Here is a 21,353-nt window from a genome sequence, read left to right as displayed (position 1 = left end):
TGCAAAACTCTGAAATCCTCATGTACATTAGTACACTCCGGTTTCAGAGTTTCTTACGCCTTGCATATGGGCAACTTTTCGTCCAAACACGGGTTTCCGTTCAGGCACTAATTATGCTTAGCACTATTATAATATTCCGGGAAGAAGTGCAAGAATTGCTGGATCAATATCCCTTGACGCAGTTCATTTCATAATGATATCTAACGATAAAGCTAAGTCTTCACTTTATCTGATAATGGAGCCGAAACCTTCAGGAGAAAAATAATATGGAAATTGTTGGCATTGATGTCGGGTTTGGATTTACAAAAGCATATAATGGCAAAAATTCCGTCATCTTCAAATCCATCATTGGAGATGCCACGGATATCCAATTCCACTCTTCATTGGATGATGGATCTTCAAGCTCAAACCTGCATATTACCCTGGAAGACAAATCTTATTTTCTGGGCAGTTATGCCGAACGTCAATCCAATATTCGCGAATTCACCCTTGACCAGGAAAAACTGATTGAAGAATTTGTTAAAATCCTGGCCATTGCCGCTGCAGGGATTTGCACGGAGACCTCAGCCCCCATTCAGGTCGTATCCGGGTTACCGGTTGGATATTTGCGAAGAGACAGCAAACGATTAAAAGAAATGATCCTGGGCACCCACAACATTACCTTTCACCATAAAGACGGCCAGGATGTAAAAAAAAGAATTCACATTGATAAAATTCTTATCATCCCCCAACCCATTGGCTCTATTTTCAACCTCCTTTTTGATGACCAGGGACAAATAAAAGACCGGGAGCTGGCCACCCAAAAGATAGGCGTTGTTGACATTGGCTTCAAGACCACTGATTTCAGCATTTTCGACCACCTTCACTATATTGAAAGGGGGTCTTCCACTTTGGATACCGGTATTTCAAAATGTTTTTCCGTCATTGCCAACAAATTACGGCAGGAAACTAATATCAATATTGAACTCTATCGAATGTTTAAATTCGTTGAATCCGGAATGATCAAAATCCGGGGCAAAGAATATAATATTTCCAATCTGAAAAAACGGGTCTACACCCATGCGGCATCGGCCATTGCATCAGATCTTAACCGGCTGTGGGAAAACGAATGGGACATGGATACCATTCTTCTTTCCGGCGGCGGCAGTGTTGAATTGGCAGCGTATCTGACCCCGAATATCAACGGCAATATTATCCCCATTTACCCCAATGGGGATGCTCGGTTCAACAATGTCCGGGGGTATTGCAAATTCGGCAGATATAAATGGGGATATGCCAAATATATTTCCCAGCGACAGGCAGACCCAAAAAGTAAAGAAGACACTGCCGACGATAAAAACCAACCCGACCAGTCCCCGGATCCAAAAGACGCAACGGTTACCCCCCCGTCCAAGGGACTTTCCTGGCTGAAACGCCAAAGCTGACACCTGCAGGGACCCATGAACCAAACCGATTTAATCAAAATTTTATCTCTTGTGGCCAAAGGCGCCTTGACGGTTGAGGATGCCAAAACCCAGCTCAAACACCTGTCTTTTGAAACCATTGATTTTGCCCAGATTGATCATCACAGATCTCTAAGAAAAGGCTTTCCCGAAGTAATTTTCGGGCAGGGCAAAACAAGTGCGCACATCATCGGCATTCTGGAAAAAATGATCGTTCATGAGGATATCATTCTTGTGACCCGCCTGGACAAAGAAAAAGCCCATGCCATAAAAAGCGTCATTCCCGGGACCCAATATTTTGAAGACGCCAGACTCCTGTGGGTCAAGAGGAAGGAACCGACCATCACCGGGTTTGGTAAAATTCTGGTAATTTCTGCCGGGACATCGGATATTCCGGTTGCACGGGAGGCAATCTTAACCGCCCAGGCCATGGGCAATGATGTTGAATCCATCTTTGACGTGGGGGTTGCCGGCATTCACAGGCTGTTTGCCTTTCAGGAACAAATCATGACGGCTGCGGTCATCATTGTTGTGGCCGGGATGGAAGGGGCACTTCCCAGTGTGGTGGCAGGGATGGTCAAAGCCCCGGTGATTGCCGTTCCCACCAGTATTGGCTATGGGACAAGCTTCGGGGGAATTACCGCGCTCCTGGGGATGCTCAATTCCTGTAGTTCAAATATTGCCGTGGTCAATATTGACAATGGATTTGGGGCCGGGTTTATGGCTTCCTCCATTAACCATGTCTCCATCGCTGGATAATCGCATCGGCTCTCCAGGGAAAAAAGCATCCTTAAAATTGTCTTCTCAAGGCCAGTGCGGCCTCATTTTTGGGATCTATCCTGAGAATCTGGTTCAAATAATCATCTGCTTCAAGGATCTGTTGATTCCGGTAATATATTTTTGCAATTTGAAATTTTGCTTCAATATGGCCCCGGACTTGACGGTCAACTCGCATAAAACACATCAGCGCCTTATCCCAGTCACCTGCTTTCTGGCGAATCAGTCCGGTTTTATAGATCATCTCGTAATTTGACGGATTCTCCCGGATGGCCTGTTCCAGCAATTCCCGGGGATATTCAATCTCATTATGGGCCAGGCAGATATCGATAACCCTTTCCCGTACTGTATTCTGTTTGCTGGACCGGCTGATGATTTTTGAAAACATCTCCTGGGACAACTGCCTGAAACCGCTGATCATAAGCCGCTCAGCCAGATCCATTGCCGATTCATGATACTGGGTACTCAATGACAGGATCTCAAGGTAATATTTGCCGGCCTTTTCAAGGTCATTGGTATCCATATAATAATCGGCCAGGTGAACCCGGGTAATGGTATCCTGTTTGTTCACCAATGCCGCCTTTACCAGACATTTTTCTGCAATGGCAGGCTTCTGGATCTTAAAATGCAATAATCCCAGTTGGCGCAGGAGTCTGGAAGCCGATGGTTTATGGGTCAGGGCGATGCGGAGTTGTTCAATGGCGGATTCATAATCGCCTTCTTCCTCCAGGTCCCGGGCCTTTAATCGATGCTGGGTCGCAAGATCCGGATGATTGACCTTTTCCACAACTGCCTTAATTTTACCATCCAGAGAGGCAAGGGTTAACGGTTTCAACAGGTACCCATCTATTTCCGTTTCAGCCACCTGGGAAACAATATCCCGCTCTGCTTCAGCCGTCACCATAATCACCGGCAAATCTCTGAGCACTTTATCCTTTCGAATTGTCTCGAGCAGTTCAAATCCGTTCATAATCGGCATGCTCCAGTCAAGGATCGCCAGATCACATCTCTCGGTATTCAGTATTTCCAGGCCTTGTCTTCCGTTTTCTGCAAACCGTAAATTTTTTCCAATGGCCAGATTTTGAAGCATTTTTCGAATGGTTAACCGCATGCTTTTCATATCATCCACAACAAGGATCGACATGGTTTCAATATCGATCATAATTGTGCTTCCCTGATAAACCGGTTATACTCCGTTTGAAGACTCTCGAATGCTGGAGAGAATGCATCTGAACAATCGATCTTTGCCAGGGTTTCCATTTCCAACGCAGCCTTGCTCAACAAATCTGCATTGATATTGGCAGCAGACCCTTTCAAGGCATGGGCGTTTGACCTGACCTGTTCAACATTCTTTTGATTAACGGCATTCCCAATCCGCTCTATCAACACCGGGGCCTCCTGGAAAAAAGACGTTACGACAATGTCAATCAGTTCTTCATCTTCTCCAAATCTTTCAAACAATTTATCTTTATTAAAACACAGAATTTGTCCGGATGCACCACTGGATATTTCCGATGGCAAGGATGCCGGTGGGATAACCGGCACGGTGGGTTCTTTTCCCGGTTCCCGGAAAGGCGTTTTTTTGGAGGAAAGGGCCACGTCGACAAAATTTGACCGGATCTTTTGTGCCAGGATATCAGGGTCAACCGGTTTTGAAAGAAAATCATCCATTCCGGCATCAAAACATTTTTTCCGATCACTTTCAAATGCGTTCCCGGTCATGGCAATGATGGGAACATGATCCATTTTAAATACTTTTTCATTTTCCCTGATCTGGCGCGTTGCTTCAAACCCATCCAACACTGGCATCTGACAATCCATCAAAATCAGATCATATGGCTTTTCTTTATGTTTCTGGACAGCCTCCTGCCCATTTCTGGCGGCATCTGTTTGATATCCCTGTTTGGCAAGGACGGCTTTTGCCATCAAGATATTGGTTTCCATATCTTCTACGATGAGGATCTGCTGTAAATGTTTTTTTGTTTCAAGAATACTATACCGGGTGATAATCGGCAAATTCCCGGTATCGTCCTGTCCGGGACGGGATAATGCGGCTTTAATCCCATCTAAAAGAAGTGATTTTTCCACTGGTCCGCTTAAAAATGCTGAAAATCCGGCCTCTTCAAACCGTCTGGCATCTCCTTTTTTCCCGATGGATGACACCAGTATCAATTTTGTATCCTTAAGTTGCTGATCCTGTTTGATTTTCCTGGCAACGGTTTCCACCATCTGATCGCTTTCCTTGACTTCCATAATCATCAGGGGAAAAGGCATGTTTTCATTTTTAGCCCACCGCAGCATTTCAATGGCTTCCGTGTCATCAAAGGCCTGATCATAGTCTAGGGCCAATGAATTCATCGTGGTTTCTAACCGCTTTCCAAGGGTTATCCCCTCACTCAACACCAGAATCCTGCACGCATCAATATTCCGGTTAGAAAAATCAAAGGTGTGTTGCTTCTCCAGTTGTTTTTTTAACGGCAGGATGAACCAGAAGCTGGAACCGATCATATCAATACTTTCTGCACCGATTTTTCCGCCCATTTTTTCAACCAGCAATTTTGATATGGCCAATCCCAGGCCAGTGCCCCCATATTTTTTGGTGATGGACAGGTCCGCTTGGGTAAAGGATTCAAAAAGGGCATTTAATTGATTTTCTTTGATGCCAATGCCGGTATCTTCCACATTGAAATAAAGGTGTGCCCGGGTTTCATCCTCTGACTTCAAAGTGATGTTCAAGGTCACCTCTCCTGCATCTGTAAATTTGATGGCATTACCGGTCAGGTTGTTAATCACCTGGCGAATTCGACCGATATCCCCCTGCAAAAGACAGGGAACCTCGGGATGTATGGAATATGAAAAAATAATTCCCTTCTGCCGGGCCTGGAGTTCAGGAAGGGATACAATATCTTTTATGGCAATATCAAGGTCAAAATCCATGACATTCAGTTCAAGCTTACCGGCTTCAATTTTTGACAGATCAAGGATATCATTAACAATGGTTAATAATGCCCTGGCACTGTTATAGGCAATCTGAGAATATTCCCGTTGGTCTTCATCCAGATCCGAATCCAGTAACACATGTATCATACCGAGGATACCATTCATTGGATTTCTGATTTCATGACTCATATTGGCCAGGAATTCGTCTTTCACCTTCATGGCCTGATGGGTTTTTTCAGAAATCTGCCGGCACTCCTGCCGGGCATGGGCAAGCTGTATAGCGGTTTGCTCAGTATTTTTCACATACACGGTTATCATACCGAAAAAACAGCCTAAAATAGCTGACAGATTATAAAACCGATAAAGACTGATATTAACCAGGCGGTCACTGACAAAAAAACCGGCATTCACCCGTTGCTCAAAATAAAAACAACCGAACAGCAGAACCGCCACGACCAGATAAAAGGCTCTGACTTTTTTTTCTTTCAGAACCGTTGTCAGTAAAGGAATAAAAAACAGCAACATCATGGAGATGCTGAAAAAACCGCCTGTTTTGTAACACAGGCCTCCCAGATACACCACAAAGGCAGTATTCAATATAGGACCGGGAAGACGACTGCTGGTTTTTGCCAATCCATAGGCATTCAAAAGGGTTATGAAAATAACAAACCCGCTTAAGGCCAGCAGAGACACAGCCCCCAGTCTTAGAAACAAAGCAGACTGGATCATCATTAATCCGGAAAAAAGCAGAGAAAACGCTTTTAAATTATTGGAACCATAAATTTTCATACCAAACTTATATAGAAACCTTCTCTCAGTTGTCAATTTTATTTTGGAGAATATTTTTTTGAAAGAATTAATTTTTTTCTTGACTTAAACAAACTTTATATATAATAAATCTTATTTAAGTCGAGTAAAAAAATTATGAAATCAAATATGATAAACAATCTACTAGTCCTAATTATCGTGGAGGTCCTTATTGGCACCTCCCAGCGACAGGGCTCGTAGTGGCATAAACCTTAAATCAACTTTAAAAGCCGTTATCAGCCCCCACAGGGCAGATAACGGCTTTTTTGGTTTGGAGACCAACACCATGAGAAGCCATATTGCAACAAAAGGCATTGCCAGAGCACCCCACCGAAGCCTGTTCAAGGCCATGGGGTATACTGACAGAGAAATAAATCAACCCCTTATCGGTATTGCCAACTCAGCCAATGAGCTTATTCCCGGCCACATGCATCTGGATAATATTGTGAAAGCCGTCAAATCCGGTATCAGCATGGCTGGCGGGACCCCCATGGAATTTTCAACCATTGGGGTGTGTGACGGTATTGCCATGAACCACAAAGGGATGCACTACTCTCTGGCCTCCCGGGAGCTCATTGCAGACTCCATAGAAGTCACTGCCATGGCCCATCCGTTTGATGCCATTGTCATGGTACCCAATTGTGACAAAATTGTCCCGGGCATGCTCATGGCAGCGGCAAGGTTAAACATCCCTGCCATATTTATCAGCGGCGGCCCCATGCTCTCGGGAAAGCACCCGGATAAAAAAGATAAAAAAATCGACCTCATCACGGTATTTGAAGCGGTGGGGGCGGTCAAGTCCGGTAAAATGACCGAACAACAGCTTCTGGAAATTGAAAATGCCGCCTGCCCCACCTGTGGATCATGTGCCGGGATGTTTACGGCCAACTCCATGAATTGCCTGACCGAAGCCATTGGCATGGCACTTCCGGGAAATGGAACCATTCCCGAACCCATGTCTGAAAGAATTCGATTGGCCAAACAAGCCGGCATACAGATCATGGAATTGTTAAGCCAGGATATCACGCCGGATAAAATTTTAACCCGGCAGGCCTTTATGAATGCCCTTGTGGTGGACATGGCCCTGGGATGTTCCACCAATACCGTGCTTCATTTAAAGGCCCTTGCCCATGAAGCCCATGTAGAAATAGACTTGAACCTGATCAATGAGGTCAGCAAACAAACCCCCCATTTATGTGCGCTGAGCCCCGGGGGGGAACACCGCATTGAAGACTTGAATTTTGCCGGCGGTATCCCGGCTGTCATGCGGGAGCTGGCAGACCATAACAGGCTCCATATGGACTGTTTAACCGCCACCGGGAAAACCCTGGCCCAGAACCTTGAAACCGTCATAAAAAAAGACCAGCAGGTCATCCGGCCTGTGGAAACCCCCTATCACAAGGAAGGGGGCCTGGCCATCCTCTTTGGCAACCTTGCTCCGGAAGGCTGCGTGGTCAAACAATCTGCCGTCCTGGATGAAATGCTTCAACACCAGGGACCGGCCAGGGTGTTTGATTCTGAAGAACAGGCAACAGAGGCCATTCTCAACAACCGGATCAACCAAGGGGATGTCATTGTCATCCGGTATGAAGGACCTGCCGGGGGGCCGGGCATGCGGGAAATGTTGACACCCACCTCGGCCATTGCCGGCATGGGTCTTGACGGCACTGTCGCCCTGATTACCGATGGCAGGTTTTCCGGAGGATCCAAAGGGGCTTCCATCGGCCACATCTCGCCGGAAGCAACCGAGGGAGGGGTGATTGCCATTGTGGAAGAAACGGATCAGATTAAAATAGACATCCCAGGAAACACCATTGACCTTCTGGTTTCCCAGGAGACCATTGCAGACCGATTTTCCCGATGGAAAAAACCTGAGCCCAAAATCAAAACAGGCTATATGGCCCGGTACGCGGCAATGGTGAGCTCCGCCGGCAATGGCGCCATATTTAAAGATATTTTATAGGAGAAAAAAATGAAACTTACAGGTGCCCAGATTCTTATCAAAATGATAAAGGCAGAAGGGATTGATACTATTTTCGGATATCCCGGCGGCGCTGTCATTGACATTTATGATGCCATTGAAAAACAGGTTGGCCTCAAACACATTCTCGTCCGGCATGAACAAGGGGCTGTCCATGCCGCCGATGGCTATGCTAGGGCCAACCAGTCCGTTGGCGTGGCCCTGGTGACCTCGGGCCCCGGTGCCACCAACACTGTCACCGGCATCGCATCGGCACACTCCGACTCCATCCCCCTGGTGGTGTTTACCGGCCAGGTCCCAACGGGACTGATCGGGAACGATGCGTTCCAGGAAGTGGATATCGTGGGCATCACCAGACCCTGCACCAAACACAATTACCTTGTGAAAAGTGTCGACAAACTGGCGGCAACCATTAAAGAAGCCTTTCACCTGGCAAGATCCGGCAGACCGGGCCCGGTTCTGGTTGACCTTCCAAAAGATATTGTGCAGACCCAGGTTGAGTTTGAGGAACCCAGCAAGGTTTCTTTAAAATCCTATAAACCCAATTATACGCCCAACAAAAAGCAGCTCACCAAGGTGGTGGATCTGATCCGACAGGCCAAACGCCCGGTTATCTTTGCCGGTGGCGGTGTGATTCTGGCCCAGGCATCCGGGGAAATTACCCGCCTGGCCAAAATGGCCCAGATCCCTGTCACGGCATCCTTGATGGGACTGGGAGCCTTTCCCGGGTCTGACCCCTTATGGTTAGGTATGTTGGGCATGCACGGCACGTATCGGGCCAATATGAGCATCGGGCATTGTGACCTCATGCTCGCCGTGGGTGTCCGGTTTGACGACAGGGTCACCGGAAATATTGAAAAATTTGCACCGGATGCCCGGATTGTTCAGATTGATATTGATCCCACCTCTATCCATAAAAACATCGAAGTTCAATGCCCCATTGTCGGGGATTGCAAGGCAGCCCTGAAAGAAATCCTTCGATTGATGGACGACCAAAGCCCGGAGGCGTTTATAAACAACCGGCCGGAATGGCTGAACCAGATCGCGGAATGGAAAAGTACCATGCCGTTAAAATATGACCAGGGCAAGGATATTATCAAACCCCAGTTTGTCATTGAAAAACTGTATGAACTGACAAAGGGAGAGGCCATCATTACAACAGAAGTGGGCCAGAACCAGATGTGGGCCGCACAATATTATCACTTTGACAAGCCCAATCATTTTATTACATCCGGGGGCCTGGGGGTCATGGGGTTTGGATTGCCGGCTGCCATCGGTGCCAAAGCCGCCTGCCCGGACAAGCTGGTGGTTGATGTTGCCGGTGACGGATCCATTCAGATGAATATCCAGGAATTAATGACGGCCATTGAATCAAAAATCGATGTTAAAATTGTCATCCTGAACAATCGCTATTTGGGCATGGTCAGACAATGGCAGGAACTGTTTTATGAAAAAGTTTACTCGTCTACGAACATGGAAAATGCCCCTGATTTTGTAAAACTGGCCCAGGCTTATGGTGCAAAAGGATTAAAATGCACCCGGCCCGATGCAGTGGAAGCCACCCTGGCGGAAGGCCTGAACACGGATGGGACAGTGGTCATGGAATTTGTGGTGGACCGGGAAGAGTCGGTTTACCCCATGGTTCCGGCAGGTGCCAGCATCACAGAAATGCTCCTGGTGTAATAAAAATATGAAAAAGGATAACACGGATGAAAACAAACAGGTACTTACTCTCTATCCTCGTAGATGATGAACCCGGCGTTCTTTCAAGGATTGCCGGACTTTTTTCCGGGCGGGGATTTAACATTGACAGTTTGAGTGTTGCCACTACGGCTGAGCCGGATGTGTCAAGAATTACCATGGTGACCAAGTGTGAGCCCCATATTATTGAACAGATAAAAAAACAGCTGCACAAGCTGATCAATGTCATTACGGTCAATGATCTGACCGATAAAAAATATGTTCAGCGGCAGCTGGCATTAATCAAAGTCAATGCCCAGCCTGAAAAAAAAGCGGACATCCTGAGGATTGTGGATATTTTCCGATGCAAGATTGTTGATGTGGGCCTTTCCCATTACACCATAGAAGTATCCGGAGACAGTGACAAACATGAGGCCATCGTTTCCCTGTTAAAACCCATGGGAATCATTGAGATCGCTTCCACCGGGTCCATTGCCCTGGCACGGGAGCAAAACGGCAAGGCATAATCAGATTAACCGGTAAGAAGGAACAAACAGGACAACCAATGGAAAAAGCACTTTTATACGATACCACACTAAGGGATGGCATGCAGGGTGAAAGCATCTTCTTTTCCCCTGACGACAAGGTGAAAATAGCCAAACGCCTTGATGATGCAGGGATCCACTATATTGAAGGCGGATGGCCGGGATCAAATCCCGGGGCCCAGCATTTTTTCGAACTGGCAAAGGACATAGATTTCAAACATGCAAAAGTGACTGCATTCGGTTCCACCCGGCGACCGGGAACCACATGTGAACAGGATGCCAACCTCCAGGCCTTAATCGACAGTGAGGCGCCGGTGATCACCATTTTTGGAAAATCCTGGGACCTGCATGTTGAAGCGATCATGCAGAACACCCAATCGGAAAACCTGGCCATGATCAAAGAGAGTGTGGCGTATCTTTTAAGTCATGACCGGGAGGTTCTCTACGATGCAGAACATTTCTTTGACGGGTACAAAGCCAACCCGGACTATGCCTTGAAAACCCTTGAAGCTGCAGTTGCCGGCGGGACCAAATGCCTGGTGCTGTGTGACACCAATGGCGGGTCCATGCCCTGTGAAATCGATGACATTACCCGGGTGGTCATTGACCATTTTAAAAGGATCTCTGTGCCCGGCCTGATTTTCGGTATTCACTGCCACAACGATTGTGCCATGGCCGTTGCCAATTCCGTTAATGCGGTTCATGCAGGGGCCACCATGGTTCAGGGAACCATCAACGGATATGGTGAACGATGCGGCAATGCCGACCTGACAGCCATCATTCCCATCCTGGCCCTTAAAATGAACCGGGCGTGTATCTCCCCGGAAAACCTTGAAAAGCTGTTGAATCTGTCCCGGTTTATCTCGGAAACCGCCAATGTCCCTCCGGTTAATTCAAGACCCTTTGTGGGTAAAAGTGCCTTTGCACACAAAGGCGGGGTGCATGTCAGCGCCATCATGAAGAACCCCAAAGCCTATGAACACATGGCACCCGAACTGGTGGGCAATGTGCGGCGGGTCATTGTTTCCGAGCAGTCCGGCAAGAGCAACATTGAATACAAGGCCCGGGAACTCGGTGTAGAATTGGGGGAAAACGGTATCAACCGGCATCAGATTGTCTCCAGCATCAAGGAGCTTGAAGATGACGGGTTTGAATTTGATGCGGCAGAAGGCTCCTTAAAATTGATCATGGAAAAACTCACGGATCAGTTCGTCCCCTACTTTGAGCTTGAGTCGTTCCGGGTGGTGGTGGAAAAGGACAAGGAACGCCCCTGCTATTCCCATGCCATGATCAAACTCAGGATGGGACAGGAAACGGAAATCACTTCGGCCGAGGGCGACGGGCCGGTCAGTGCCCTGGATAATGCATTAAGAAAAGCCCTGGCCACCATATTTCCCCAGATCAATGACATGCGCCTGGTGGACTTCAAGGTCCGGGTCATCGACGGAAAGGATGGGACGGACGCTAAAGTCCGGGTTCTGATTGAATCCCGGGATGAAAACAATATTTTTTCAACCATTGGTGTTTCCGAAGACATTATCGAAGCAAGCTGGCAGGCATTGGCCGACAGTTTTCAATATAAACTTTCATTAGACAATAAAAACAAGGCGGAATAAGATGACAGACAACCCTATTATCATTTTTGACACCACGTTAAGAGATGGTGAACAATCCCCCGGCGCCAGCATGAACCAGGCGGAGAAACTGCGTATCGCCACCCAGCTTGAAACACTGGGGGTCAACGTTATTGAGGCAGGATTCCCCGCGGCATCAGAGGGGGATTTCCAAGCGGTCAAGGTTATTGCCGAAACCCTTAAAATCTCCCAGATTGCAGCGCTGTGCAGGGCCGGTGAAGCCGATATCAACCGGGGGTGGGAGGCCATCAAAAATGCAGTAAATCCAAGAATCCACACCTTTATTGCCACCTCTGACCTGCATATGAAGTACAAGCTCCAGATGAACCCGGATCAGGTTCTGGAACGGGCGATTAAATCCGTAAAACTGGCAGCCGCCTATACAGACAATGTGGAATTTTCTGCAGAAGACGGATCAAGATCTGACCCGGCATTTTTATGCAAGGTGTTTGAAGCCGTGATTGAAGCCGGTGCCACAACGGTGAACCTTCCGGACACGGTGGGATATGCCATCCCGGAAGAATATGCAGAACTTGTCAAATACGTCATTAAACATACGCCCAATATAGACAAGGCCATCTTAAGTGTTCATTGTCATAATGATCTGGGGTTGGCCACATCCAATACCCTTGCTGCCATAAAAGCCGGTGCCGGACAGGTGGAAGTCACCATCAACGGGATTGGAGAAAGGGCCGGGAATACCTCCCTTGAGGAAGTGGTCATGGCTTTGAAGACAAGACCCAATTTCTTTCCCCAGACCACGTCCATTGATACCACACGGATTTATCCCACCAGCCGCCTGGTCAGCATGATCACCGGCATCCTGGTCCAGCCCAACCGGGCCATCGTGGGGGCCAATGCCTTTGCCCATGAAGCCGGTATCCACCAGGATGGGGTTTTGAAAAACCCCATGACCTATGAAATCATGAAACCTGAAACCATTGGTCTCAGCAAAAGCAATTTGGTCCTGGGCAAACACTCCGGACGTCATGCCCTGAATTCCCATATCCAGGAGATGGGATACAATCTGTCCAAGGAAGAACTGGACAAAGTGTTTGAAAAATTCAAACGCCTGGCAGACAAGAAAAAGAGCATCCAGGATGAAGACATTGAAGCCTTGATCAATGAAGGGGTATTGAGAAGCTCCGAAGTCTTTACCCTGGAATATATCCATGTCTTATCCGGGAATACTGTCTTTCCCACAGCCAGTGTTCAGCTGAATATCAATGGTCGTCCGGTCCAGGGGGCAACAGAAGGAAATGGACCCATTGATGCGGTATACAATATCATATCCAAACTGACCGGCACCAAATCCGAGCTGTTGCGATTCACTATTTCTGCTTTGACAGAGGGCACGGACGCCCAGGGTGAGGTAACGGTCCGGCTGCAGGAAGACGGCATCGTGGCATTGGGCAAAGGAACGGACCCGGATATCATTACGGCCAGTGCCCTGGCTTACATCAACGGTTTAAACAGATTGGAATACTTAAAAGAACATCCGGTTGTAAAAATGGAAGACCTTTAACACATTACAAAAGTGCCCATTGAAGGCAGGGGTAACCTTCCCCTGCCTTTTTTATCTTGCCCCCTAAATGTCTTCTATCACATCCACAAAAAAATCTTTGACGTCATCAAGCAAGGTATTGATTTCCTCAATGTGATGGGTTTTTTCAATCCTTTTACTCAGGGTCCTTAATTCATACAGGCAGTTATTTCGGTATTCCTGATCACTTTCAAATGTATCAAACAGGCCAATCAATTTTCTGATCATTTTTTCTGTCGTTACTAAAGCGTTGGACCGTTGCACCGCCATTTTTTTTTGTTCAACCTGCTTATGGAAATCCTGCACATCAGTCAGCAGACGTTCCGCCTCGGTCACCAGAGGATAGGGATATGGTGATGTCATAATCTCGTTAAGCCTGCAAAACTTAGAAAAAATATGTTTGTCTTTTTTGATTTCCGTGAGGTTGATTTCAAAGGCCTGCATCTGGTCAACAAACACCTGCCAGAAGGACTGATCTTGATCGTAAAACGGTGTTAATACCGTGACTGTCTCTGCCAGTTTAACAATCCTGGATTGATACTTCAAACAGGCAAGAATCATCGAATAAGAGTCCTGCTTTTCCAAGATCTTATCCAGCAGGACAATACCGTTATTAATGTCCTTACTCCCGGGGAAAAAAGGTTGTTTTGCCTGAATCGCAAAGGATGTCAGGCTGGCCTGCCAGGTTTTCAGTTTCCCCACAAGGTAACGCGAAAATATATATTGATCATCCCCTTCCGGCAATGTTGATAAAACAGATCTGCCTATCTTCTGGGCCTGCCGGAATTTCCGGCCATCAACCTGCCTGTTGATGACAACAAAAACAGGATTACCCGGATTCTCCATCAACATCTTCTTTGTTTTCAGCGGGGAAAAAATCTGGTCCCTGGCAAAAAAATGAATCTTTAGTTCTTCAGCGAGCCAGAAAATAATCTGGAGGATTTCCGGCGCGGCAAGTTCATCCAACAGCTGGGGTGATGATATCAGATCATCGAGTGCCACCGGGCCGCCGGTTTGATATGCCTTTTCAATGAACGAAAAAACGGAGTCCAGATTTTTTGACATCCGGTCTTCAAACCCGAATGTCATCTGTCTTGGACCCAGTTCTACTTTTTTAACAACGATAAGGGAGATCATATTATTTTTTCTTGGAATTTCTATTCAATCGCCATCTCGTATATGCACATGTTAGCCATTTTATAAAAAACACACCAGATATGGCGTGGCTCTGCCGTCAATTGAGGAGGGATATGGGTAAGTTCTATTTTAAAATACGAGCCCAAAATTGGTGGCAGGAAACCGAATTTTGTATGGATCATGGTGCTATATCCCTGCCAGGGTCAATTGAATCTTCCGGGTCCTGGGACTGTTATCATGGTTGATGATCACCACCTGCTGCCAGGTGCCCAGGATCAATTTTCCTTCCAGTACCGGCAGGGTCAGGGAGGGGCCCATCAGGGCAGCCTGGACGTGGCTGTGGCCGTTGCCGTCATGCCAGGCCTGTTCATGGGCGTAAACCTGTCCCGGCGGAGCCAGGTCTGTGATGGATCGCTTCAGGTCGTCCACGACCCCGGGTTCGAATTCAATGGTGGTAACAGATCCGGTAGATCCGACCACAAAGACGTGGAGGGTACCGTTTCTGACGGGCGATGGAGACATCCAGCCCATGATTTGGCCAGTGATATTAACCATATCCGGACCGATCTCCATGCCCACAGTCAGGGTATGGGTTTTTACCGTATATTTTTCCATAAAAATTTGATACCAGTATTCAATGATTTTGTAAAGCGCAAGCTGATAATTCAACTTTCGGTCTTCTGCTCTGTTCAAACTGGCCGGGAAAGCCGGTCTTATTCAAATTTTATTTTTTTGATGGTGCAGAAACTGTCATAATAGGCTGCCTGCTTACCCATATCGGATATCACGGATGTCGTCAGATAATTTACCGCACCGCTTTTATGCCAGAACCCCTGGTAAATAAAAGCGATGTTATCACCAATGTCGTCATCCACACACAGCCGTGTCTTTAATTTTGCCGTCCCGGATATCACCACCACATATGCGTCCGCTTGAACAGCAAATCTTTCAGCTGTTTTTGGGTTCACGTAGACCACCGGCAGTTCATCGTTAAAGACAAATCCCTGGGAATGCATGGAATCTATGGTGTGGCAGGTGAGTAGCCGCAACGGAAACCGGTGTGTTCCGCCATACGGTTCCATAAAGGTTGGAAGCGGCGAAAGGCCGTCTTCTAATGCTTTTTCACTATACAGTTCAATTTTCCCGGACCGTGTTGCAAAAACCTTATCCTGCCAGGCAATCGCATCTGTTTCTATCCTCACACAGGCATCGGATAATTGGTCAAAATTCATATCAAGCTTATCCATCAAAGGGCGGACACTTTTTTTCAAATACGCCTCGGACGTCTTGAATCCAAGATTTTTCAATCCGATTTTTTGGGCCAATGCCAAATAAAATTCAAACTCCGACAGCATCCCTTCCGGCGGCTCAACTGCCTTTTGTGAAACATTTAACACCGGCGAATACATGGAGGTGGCAAAAAAATCCGTTTGCTCAAAAACAAAGGCTGCCGGTATCACAATATCCGCCTGCCTGGCCGTATCGGTCATGAAGTGGTCAAACACCACCTTGAACTCAACCCGGGAAAACTGTTTGACTGTTTTCTCAAGATCCGGACTCTGGGTCAGTGGATTTCCGCCGGAAACAAAGATGGCCTTGATCGGTGGATCATGGACTTCCTCTAAAAAATCCCCTAATTTTCCCACCGTGAACACTCGCTTCCGGGTTGCATAGACCTCACTTTTTTTTTCCACATCATACAGAAAGGGACTGAGGGATTTTGCCGCATAGTTAACCCCACAGCCTTTTTTCCCTATATTTCCCGTAATCGCGCCCAGGGCATCAATACACCGGACAGTATTACCCCCATTATGATACCGCTGCATGCCGAACCCGATATAAATGGCGGCTGTTTTTGCCCGGGCATAGCGCACGGCAAGATCTTGAATGGTGGCGGCGCTGATGCCGGTAATCGCTTCTGCTCTGTCCAGGGTAAATCCAGCAGCATAGGCTTTGAACCGACTGAATCCCAGAACATATTTTTCAATAAAGTCTCGATCATGGAGATCATTTTCAATAATAACGTTGGCCATGGCAAGGGCAAGGGCACCGTCAGTGGACGGTTTAATCCGGATATGATCATCAAAGGCCTTGGCAGTGGCTGTTTTCACCGGATCAATCACCCGGATGCAGCTGCCCCGTTTTTGTGCCTGTTTTAACAGGGTATACAGATGAATACTCGTATATTTAGGATTTCTCCCCCACACGAGGACGGTATCGGCTGTTAACACATCATCCGGGAAATGGCCTTTGGGACTGCCGAAATCATATTGCTGCGCGGCAATTCCAGCCCCCCAGCAAAGACTTCCTTCAGGTTGTGTGACCCCGCCAAAGCAGTTGAAAAATATGGTCTGGATCCTGTTTTTAACACCCCCATATCCGTCACTGGTATAATTTAAAATAGCGGCTGTTCCAAACTGTTGCTTGATGGATAAAAGTGTATCGGCAATCCTGTCAAAGACCTGGTCATAAGACGCTGGGATAAACTGACCGTTCTTTTTTATCAGCGGGTGTCGGATCCTGTCCGGGTGTTCCATCCTTTGAACAAGATTTTTCCCTTTTTTACAGACGAACCCCTTTGTAACCGGATGATATGGGTCCCCTTCCAGTTGAATGATCCGGTTGTTTTCCACCGTAGCAATAAACCGGCACAGATCCGTACAGTCCATCGGACAGGAAACCTTTACTTGTTTTTTCATACCCCCCCCTTTGTCGGCCGGTCGTCCCAGATAGCTGCCCCCCACTCACCCCCATAGACGTGAACTCCGTAAAATCCTGTTTAACTGAATCCCGGGGGTCTGTCAATACACGGTTAAAATCCCGGCCCGAAAATGGCTAACCGCACAGATCGCAATTTTTTTATTGTTTAAGATGCATAATAAGGTAAAATGTTAATTTTTATCAACCCATTGAATGAATCACGGAGCCAACACATGGAGACAAACTACAAGTTTAACCGAATGGAAATGGCCGGGTCGTTGGGAGATCTGGGAACCCTCCTTCCCATTGCCATTGGGATGAGCCTTGTGAATGGCTTGAATCCCATGGGTATTTTTTTGAGTGTCGGCCTTTTTTATATTCTTTCCGGAATTTATTTTAAAATCACCGTCCCGGTTCAACCCATGAAGGTTATCGGGGCCTATGCCATTGCAACAGGAATGACCGCCTCTCAAGTATCGGCATCCGGTTTGCTGGTGGGGTGTTTTCTTTTGCTCCTAGGGGCAACGAATGCCATCACGGTTGTTGGTAAATATGTGCCCAAGTCGGTTGTCCGGGGGGTCCAGTTATCCACAGGCGTTCTCCTGATGGCGCAAGGGGTCAGGTTCATCATCGGTACTTCAAAATTCCAACTCGTCCGGCAGGCCATGGAGCCCTATCTGACCCTGCAGGCCATCGGACCGGTCCCCATTGGTATCCTTATCGGAATTATCGGCGGGATTTTGACGTTATTGCTGCTGGAAAACAAACGATTCCCGGCTGGGCTTTTCATCGTGTCAGGCGGTATTGTTTTTGGGATACTTTTTGGGACCCACGACGGCATTCAAGAGGCCTTTCATCAACTGATGGGCGGGCTCAACCTGACAGGATCCCTTGATTTTACATTTCCCACAAGTGCTGACTTTACGTTTGCTTTACTTGCCCTTGTTCTGCCTCAAATCCCCATGACCCTCGGGAATGCTGTGATTGCTTATGCAGATCTTTCCCAGGAATATTTCCATGAAAAATCAACAAAAATAACGTATAAAACAGCATGTATCAGCATGGCCCTGGCAAACTTTATGAGTTTTTTTCTGGGTGGTATGCCGCTGTGTCATGGTGCCGGGGGCCTGGCAGCCCATTATCGCTTTGGTGCCCGCACGGCCGGCTCTAACATCATTATCGGATCAATTTTTGTCCTTTTCGCCATTTTATTTGGACCTCACCTGCTGTCACTTTTATATCTTATTCCCATGGCGGTTCTGGGGGTATTACTCCTGTTTGCCGGGAGTCAATTGTCATTGACCATTATTGACATAAAAGAACGAAAGGATTTGTTTGTTGCATTATTGATGTTAGGGATAACCCTGGCTTCAAATCTTGCCGCCGCCTTTATCGCAGGTATTGGGATTGCCTATGCGATAAAATCAAACAAATTAAATGTGTAATTTCAAGACAAAACCGGTTTGGATGTGTTCCATTGAACCGCTTTTGAACATTTGTTTCAAAGTTCAAAAGCGGTTTGGTTGAACGGACAGACTAAAAATGAAGCTTTTTTTCCAAACTTTTTCTAACATCTTCATCCCTGTAGGACAATACATTAACAGGAGACCGCTTGAACACTTTTTCAGCCACCGAGCCCATTATACTGGTTTTAAGACTGGAACGGCCCCTTGTTCCCATGACAACAAGATCCGGCGCTTCTTTGCGGATGACCGTTAAAATCTCATCCACCGGTTTTCCAACCTTGAACAATATTTTGACCTTATCCTTGTCAATGCTGGACGCATCTGCCATCTCATTCAGCCGCTGCTTCCTGTCTTTTCGAATGGTTTCAATATAGTGCTCCGCATCTACATCATAGCCCATGGAAACAATGGTCTCCACGGATTCAATATCCCTTGAATTGATAATGCTTAAAACAATCAGAATGGCATCATTCTTCACGGCCATTTGTGAAGCACAATCAAACACCCCCTGGGAATAATCTGTAAACGCAAGGGGAACAAGGATTTTTTCAATATTTTTCAATGACTTTCTCCTTTACATTGAATCAAAAGTCGCCAAATGCCTGCCGGACTTTCCGGGAGTTACCTTGAGGAATCCTAGGTCTCTGCATCAGATAAAGGATACCAAAAATGATCAGGGCAACCGGATAAACATAGTAGCGCTGTTCATGGGGCAGTCCAACCAGGGAGGCAATGGCATCCGGTCTCATGGCACAAACCGTCACACTTAAAAACAAGGGGGTTTCCCATATTTTGTTGCCGGCCACAAACCATCCCTGGGTCGCCGATGCAAAGGCAAAATTACCGATACACGCCATGACAAAAATCAAAATCCCCTGGGGCCAGGACGAAATATTGTGCAGGATCAAATCAGAATTGAAGATGAACATGAAGGGCAGGATGGCGGTTCGAATATCGTACATGAATCCCTGAAGGCCCGTGGCAATGGGCGGCGATTTTGCAATGGCGGCAGCCGCATACGCGGCAAGGCCCACCGGCGGGGTATCATCTGCCAGAATCCCAAAATAAAAACAGAACAAATGGGCACTCATTAACGGCACAAACCATTCCTGATTAGCGGCAATGGTGACGATGGCAGGGGCTGTCAAGGATGCCATGACAATATAGGTGGCCGTAGTGGGTAACCCCATTCCAATAATCAGGCTTGCCAGGGCCGTGATAACCAGCATGATGTAAACATTGCCCATGGAAATGACATCAATAATTTCGGTGATCAACCCGCCCAGACCCAAGGCGACAACACCGACAATGATGCCGGCTGCAGCCGTGGCAAGGGCCACTGAAACCATATTCCGGGCACCCGAGGCAAGGGCCGAGAAAATATCAACGATGGCCTTTTTTATGGCAGGACCAATGGGTTTTTTGGCAATATAGGCCTTGATGGGTTCCTGGAACAGCATCACCAGCGCCATCAGCCATATGGCATGAAATGCGGCAAGTTCAGGGGAGTGACGAACGATAACCAGCTCATACAGCAGCAATAAAATGGGAATCATAAAATGAATCCCGCTTAAAAACGTCTTGAAAAATACAGGGAGTTCATTCTTCGGCATCCCCCTTAGACCCAGTTTGGATGCCTCAATATGGGTAATATAGAACAATGCGGCATAGGAGGCAAACGCCGGGATGGCTGCTGCCTTGATCACCTCCACATAGGGCACATTGACATATTCGGCAATGATAAATGCTGCAGCGCCCATAATGGGCGGTGCCAGCTGTCCATCTGTACTGGCTGCCACCTCAACAGCTGCGGCCTTGGTGGCCGGATACCCTACCTTTTTCATCATGGGGATGGTAAAGGTGCCCGTTGTCACGATATTGGCAATACTGGACCCGGATACCATTCCGGTCAGCCCGCTTCCAAGAACGGCTGCCTTTGCAGGGCCGCCTTTAAAGCCGCCTAAAAGACTCAAGGCCAGTTGAATAAAGTAGTGACCGGCGCCTGCCCTGTCCAGCATGGCGCCAAACAGCACAAACAGAAAAACAATGGTGGCGGAAACATCCAGGGGAATACCATAAATACCCTCCGTGGACATGGTCATTTGACCCACAAAGCGATTTAACGACACACCCTTAAACGCGATGAGGTCCGGCATATACGGTCCAAAAAAAGCATACACACAAAAACAGATGGCAATGACAGGGAGCGCTGGCCCGATAACCCTTCTGGCGGCCTCGAGAAGCAATAAGGTCAACGTGATGCCAATGACGATATCCCGGGGAATCGGCGACCCATACCGCGTGGTTATCCCTTCGTAATCCAGCACCAGATAGAGGGCTGAAAGACAGGCGATAAGCGCAATAATATAATCAAAAACAGGAATTCTTTTCGTGGCGGATAAAAATCTCAACCCGAATTTTTTTTTCCTGAAAAGCGGAAAATTCAAAAAAACAATCAATAAGGCAAACCCAAGATGGATCGACCGGATATAGGTAGAGTCAAGAATCAGCCAGCTGGCTATAGACAACTGGAACAGGCTCCAGCTGACAGCAATGGTTGGAATCACCCATTTCTCACCCCCCCGGGGTTTTCTTGATATACCTTCTTCTTCCTCTGCCAGTCGCCTGGCCAGTTCCAAACCATCATCAATTTCCTGAACTTCAGTAGTGTTCATAATTTTCACCCGATTGAGAACAGCAG

The 21,353-nt window shown here is 47.3% G+C and carries 15 protein-coding genes; 8 read left to right on the top strand and 7 right to left on the bottom strand.

The genetic code is table 11. From position 1 onward, the window contains the following. The first annotated feature begins 266 nt into the window (after positions 1–266). Together Q1Q15_RS22230 and larB are read left to right on the top strand one after the other, a co-directional pair. Positions 267–1,424: a ParM/StbA family protein gene (locus tag Q1Q15_RS22230; RefSeq protein WP_300464779.1), complete on the top strand. Its 1,158-nt coding sequence runs from the start codon at positions 267–269 to the stop codon at positions 1,422–1,424. 15 nt (positions 1,425–1,439) lie between these two features. Next, on the top strand, positions 1,440–2,201 hold the full coding sequence (gene larB, locus Q1Q15_RS22225) for a nickel pincer cofactor biosynthesis protein LarB (RefSeq protein ID WP_300464777.1): 762 nt from the start codon (positions 1,440–1,442) through the stop codon (positions 2,199–2,201). A gap of 31 nt (positions 2,202–2,232) precedes the next feature. Here larB and Q1Q15_RS22220 read toward each other — a convergent pair whose 3' ends face one another. Together Q1Q15_RS22220 and Q1Q15_RS22215 are read right to left on the bottom strand one after the other, a co-directional pair. Beyond that, complete coding sequence (locus tag Q1Q15_RS22220) at positions 2,233–3,381, bottom strand: response regulator (protein WP_300464775.1); 1,149 nt, start codon at positions 3,379–3,381, stop codon at positions 2,233–2,235. Continuing rightward, the gene (locus tag Q1Q15_RS22215; protein WP_300464773.1) at positions 3,378–5,948 is read right to left on the bottom strand and encodes a hybrid sensor histidine kinase/response regulator; all 2,571 of its coding nucleotides are present in this window, start codon (positions 5,946–5,948) and stop codon (positions 3,378–3,380) included. Before Q1Q15_RS22215 ends, Q1Q15_RS22220 begins: the two co-directional genes overlap by 4 nt. A 304-nt stretch (positions 5,949–6,252) precedes the next feature. Between Q1Q15_RS22215 and ilvD the strand changes: the two genes are divergently transcribed. The 5 genes from ilvD to Q1Q15_RS22190 are packed head-to-tail and all read left to right on the top strand — an operon-like array spanning position 6,253 to position 13,331. After that, positions 6,253–7,929 carry a dihydroxy-acid dehydratase gene (gene ilvD / locus Q1Q15_RS22210; RefSeq protein ID WP_300464782.1) on the top strand — a complete coding sequence of 559 codons (1,677 nt, stop codon included), beginning with the start codon at positions 6,253–6,255 and terminating at the stop codon, positions 7,927–7,929. A gap of 9 nt (positions 7,930–7,938) precedes the next feature. Further along, positions 7,939–9,630 (top strand): biosynthetic-type acetolactate synthase large subunit, encoded by a 1,692-nt coding sequence (ilvB, locus tag Q1Q15_RS22205; protein ID WP_300464771.1) that lies wholly within the window; start codon positions 7,939–7,941, stop codon positions 9,628–9,630. A gap of 26 nt (positions 9,631–9,656) precedes the next feature. Beyond that, the gene (ilvN, locus tag Q1Q15_RS22200) at positions 9,657–10,154 is read left to right on the top strand and encodes an acetolactate synthase small subunit (protein WP_300464769.1); all 498 of its coding nucleotides are present in this window, start codon (positions 9,657–9,659) and stop codon (positions 10,152–10,154) included. 38 nt (positions 10,155–10,192) lie between these two features. Next, complete coding sequence (cimA, locus tag Q1Q15_RS22195; protein WP_300464767.1) at positions 10,193–11,788, top strand: citramalate synthase; 1,596 nt, start codon at positions 10,193–10,195, stop codon at positions 11,786–11,788. Position 11,789: 1 nt separating this feature from the next. Next, positions 11,790–13,331: a 2-isopropylmalate synthase gene (locus Q1Q15_RS22190; protein WP_300464765.1), complete on the top strand. Its 1,542-nt coding sequence runs from the start codon at positions 11,790–11,792 to the stop codon at positions 13,329–13,331. Between the two features lie 63 nt (positions 13,332–13,394). On the opposite strand, the gene Q1Q15_RS22185 is transcribed toward Q1Q15_RS22190, so the two are convergent. The 3 genes from Q1Q15_RS22185 to Q1Q15_RS22175 all read right to left on the bottom strand — a co-directional run bounded on the left by Q1Q15_RS22185 (position 13,395) and on the right by Q1Q15_RS22175 (position 17,185). Next, positions 13,395–14,486 (bottom strand): hypothetical protein, encoded by a 1,092-nt coding sequence (locus Q1Q15_RS22185; protein ID WP_300464763.1) that lies wholly within the window; start codon positions 14,484–14,486, stop codon positions 13,395–13,397. 186 nt (positions 14,487–14,672) lie between these two features. Further along, a complete protein-coding gene (locus Q1Q15_RS22180; protein WP_300464761.1) occupies positions 14,673–15,155 on the bottom strand; it encodes a secondary thiamine-phosphate synthase enzyme YjbQ in 483 nt (160 codons plus the stop codon). A gap of 44 nt (positions 15,156–15,199) precedes the next feature. After that, positions 15,200–17,185, bottom strand: coding sequence for a molybdopterin-dependent oxidoreductase (locus Q1Q15_RS22175; RefSeq protein WP_300464759.1), 1,986 nt, complete (start codon positions 17,183–17,185; stop codon positions 15,200–15,202). A gap of 234 nt (positions 17,186–17,419) precedes the next feature. On the opposite strand from Q1Q15_RS22175, the gene Q1Q15_RS22170 reads away from it, so the two are divergent. Next, entirely contained in the window at positions 17,420–18,631 is a 1,212-nt protein-coding gene (locus Q1Q15_RS22170; RefSeq protein WP_300464757.1) for a putative sulfate/molybdate transporter, read from the top strand. 91 nt (positions 18,632–18,722) lie between these two features. On the opposite strand, the gene Q1Q15_RS22165 is transcribed toward Q1Q15_RS22170, so the two are convergent. Both Q1Q15_RS22165 and Q1Q15_RS22160 read right to left on the bottom strand, forming a co-directional pair. After that, on the bottom strand, positions 18,723–19,214 hold the full coding sequence (locus Q1Q15_RS22165) for a universal stress protein (RefSeq protein WP_300464755.1): 492 nt from the start codon (positions 19,212–19,214) through the stop codon (positions 18,723–18,725). Positions 19,215–19,236: 22 nt separating this feature from the next. Then, positions 19,237–21,327 (bottom strand): TRAP transporter permease, encoded by a 2,091-nt coding sequence (locus Q1Q15_RS22160; RefSeq protein WP_300464754.1) that lies wholly within the window; start codon positions 21,325–21,327, stop codon positions 19,237–19,239. Positions 21,328–21,353 lie beyond the last annotated feature (26 nt).

Origin of the sequence: Desulfobacula sp., from assembly GCF_030145145.1 — a bacterium.
Taxonomy (GTDB): Bacteria; Desulfobacterota; Desulfobacteria; order Desulfobacterales; family Desulfobacteraceae; genus Desulfobacula.
Note: the sequence above shows the minus strand (reverse complement) of the source record. Positions and strands in the feature narration are given on the sequence as shown.

Bases quoted from the DNA above. Each gene is read 5' to 3' on its own strand.
- ilvN (WP_300464769.1), top strand. From the start codon at position 9,657: ATGAAAACAAACAGGTACTTACTCTCTATCCTCGTAGATGATGAACCC.
- Q1Q15_RS22170 (WP_300464757.1), top strand. From the start codon at position 17,420: ATGGAGACAAACTACAAGTTTAACCGAATGGAAATGGCCGGGTCGTTG.
- Q1Q15_RS22190 (WP_300464765.1), top strand. From the start codon at position 11,790: ATGACAGACAACCCTATTATCATTTTTGACACCACGTTAAGAGATGGT.
- Q1Q15_RS22175 (WP_300464759.1), bottom strand. From the start codon at position 17,185: ATGAAAAAACAAGTAAAGGTTTCCTGTCCGATGGACTGTACGGATCTG.
- cimA (WP_300464767.1), top strand. From the start codon at position 10,193: ATGGAAAAAGCACTTTTATACGATACCACACTAAGGGATGGCATGCAG.
- Q1Q15_RS22230 (WP_300464779.1), top strand. From the start codon at position 267: ATGGAAATTGTTGGCATTGATGTCGGGTTTGGATTTACAAAAGCATAT.
- Q1Q15_RS22220 (WP_300464775.1), bottom strand. From the start codon at position 3,381: ATGATCGATATTGAAACCATGTCGATCCTTGTTGTGGATGATATGAAA.
- ilvD (WP_300464782.1), top strand. From the start codon at position 6,253: ATGAGAAGCCATATTGCAACAAAAGGCATTGCCAGAGCACCCCACCGA.
- Q1Q15_RS22160 (WP_300464754.1), bottom strand. From the start codon at position 21,327: ATGAACACTACTGAAGTTCAGGAAATTGATGATGGTTTGGAACTGGCC.
- larB (WP_300464777.1), top strand. From the start codon at position 1,440: ATGAACCAAACCGATTTAATCAAAATTTTATCTCTTGTGGCCAAAGGC.
- Q1Q15_RS22185 (WP_300464763.1), bottom strand. From the start codon at position 14,486: ATGATCTCCCTTATCGTTGTTAAAAAAGTAGAACTGGGTCCAAGACAG.
- ilvB (WP_300464771.1), top strand. From the start codon at position 7,939: ATGAAACTTACAGGTGCCCAGATTCTTATCAAAATGATAAAGGCAGAA.
- Q1Q15_RS22215 (WP_300464773.1), bottom strand. From the start codon at position 5,948: ATGAAAATTTATGGTTCCAATAATTTAAAAGCGTTTTCTCTGCTTTTT.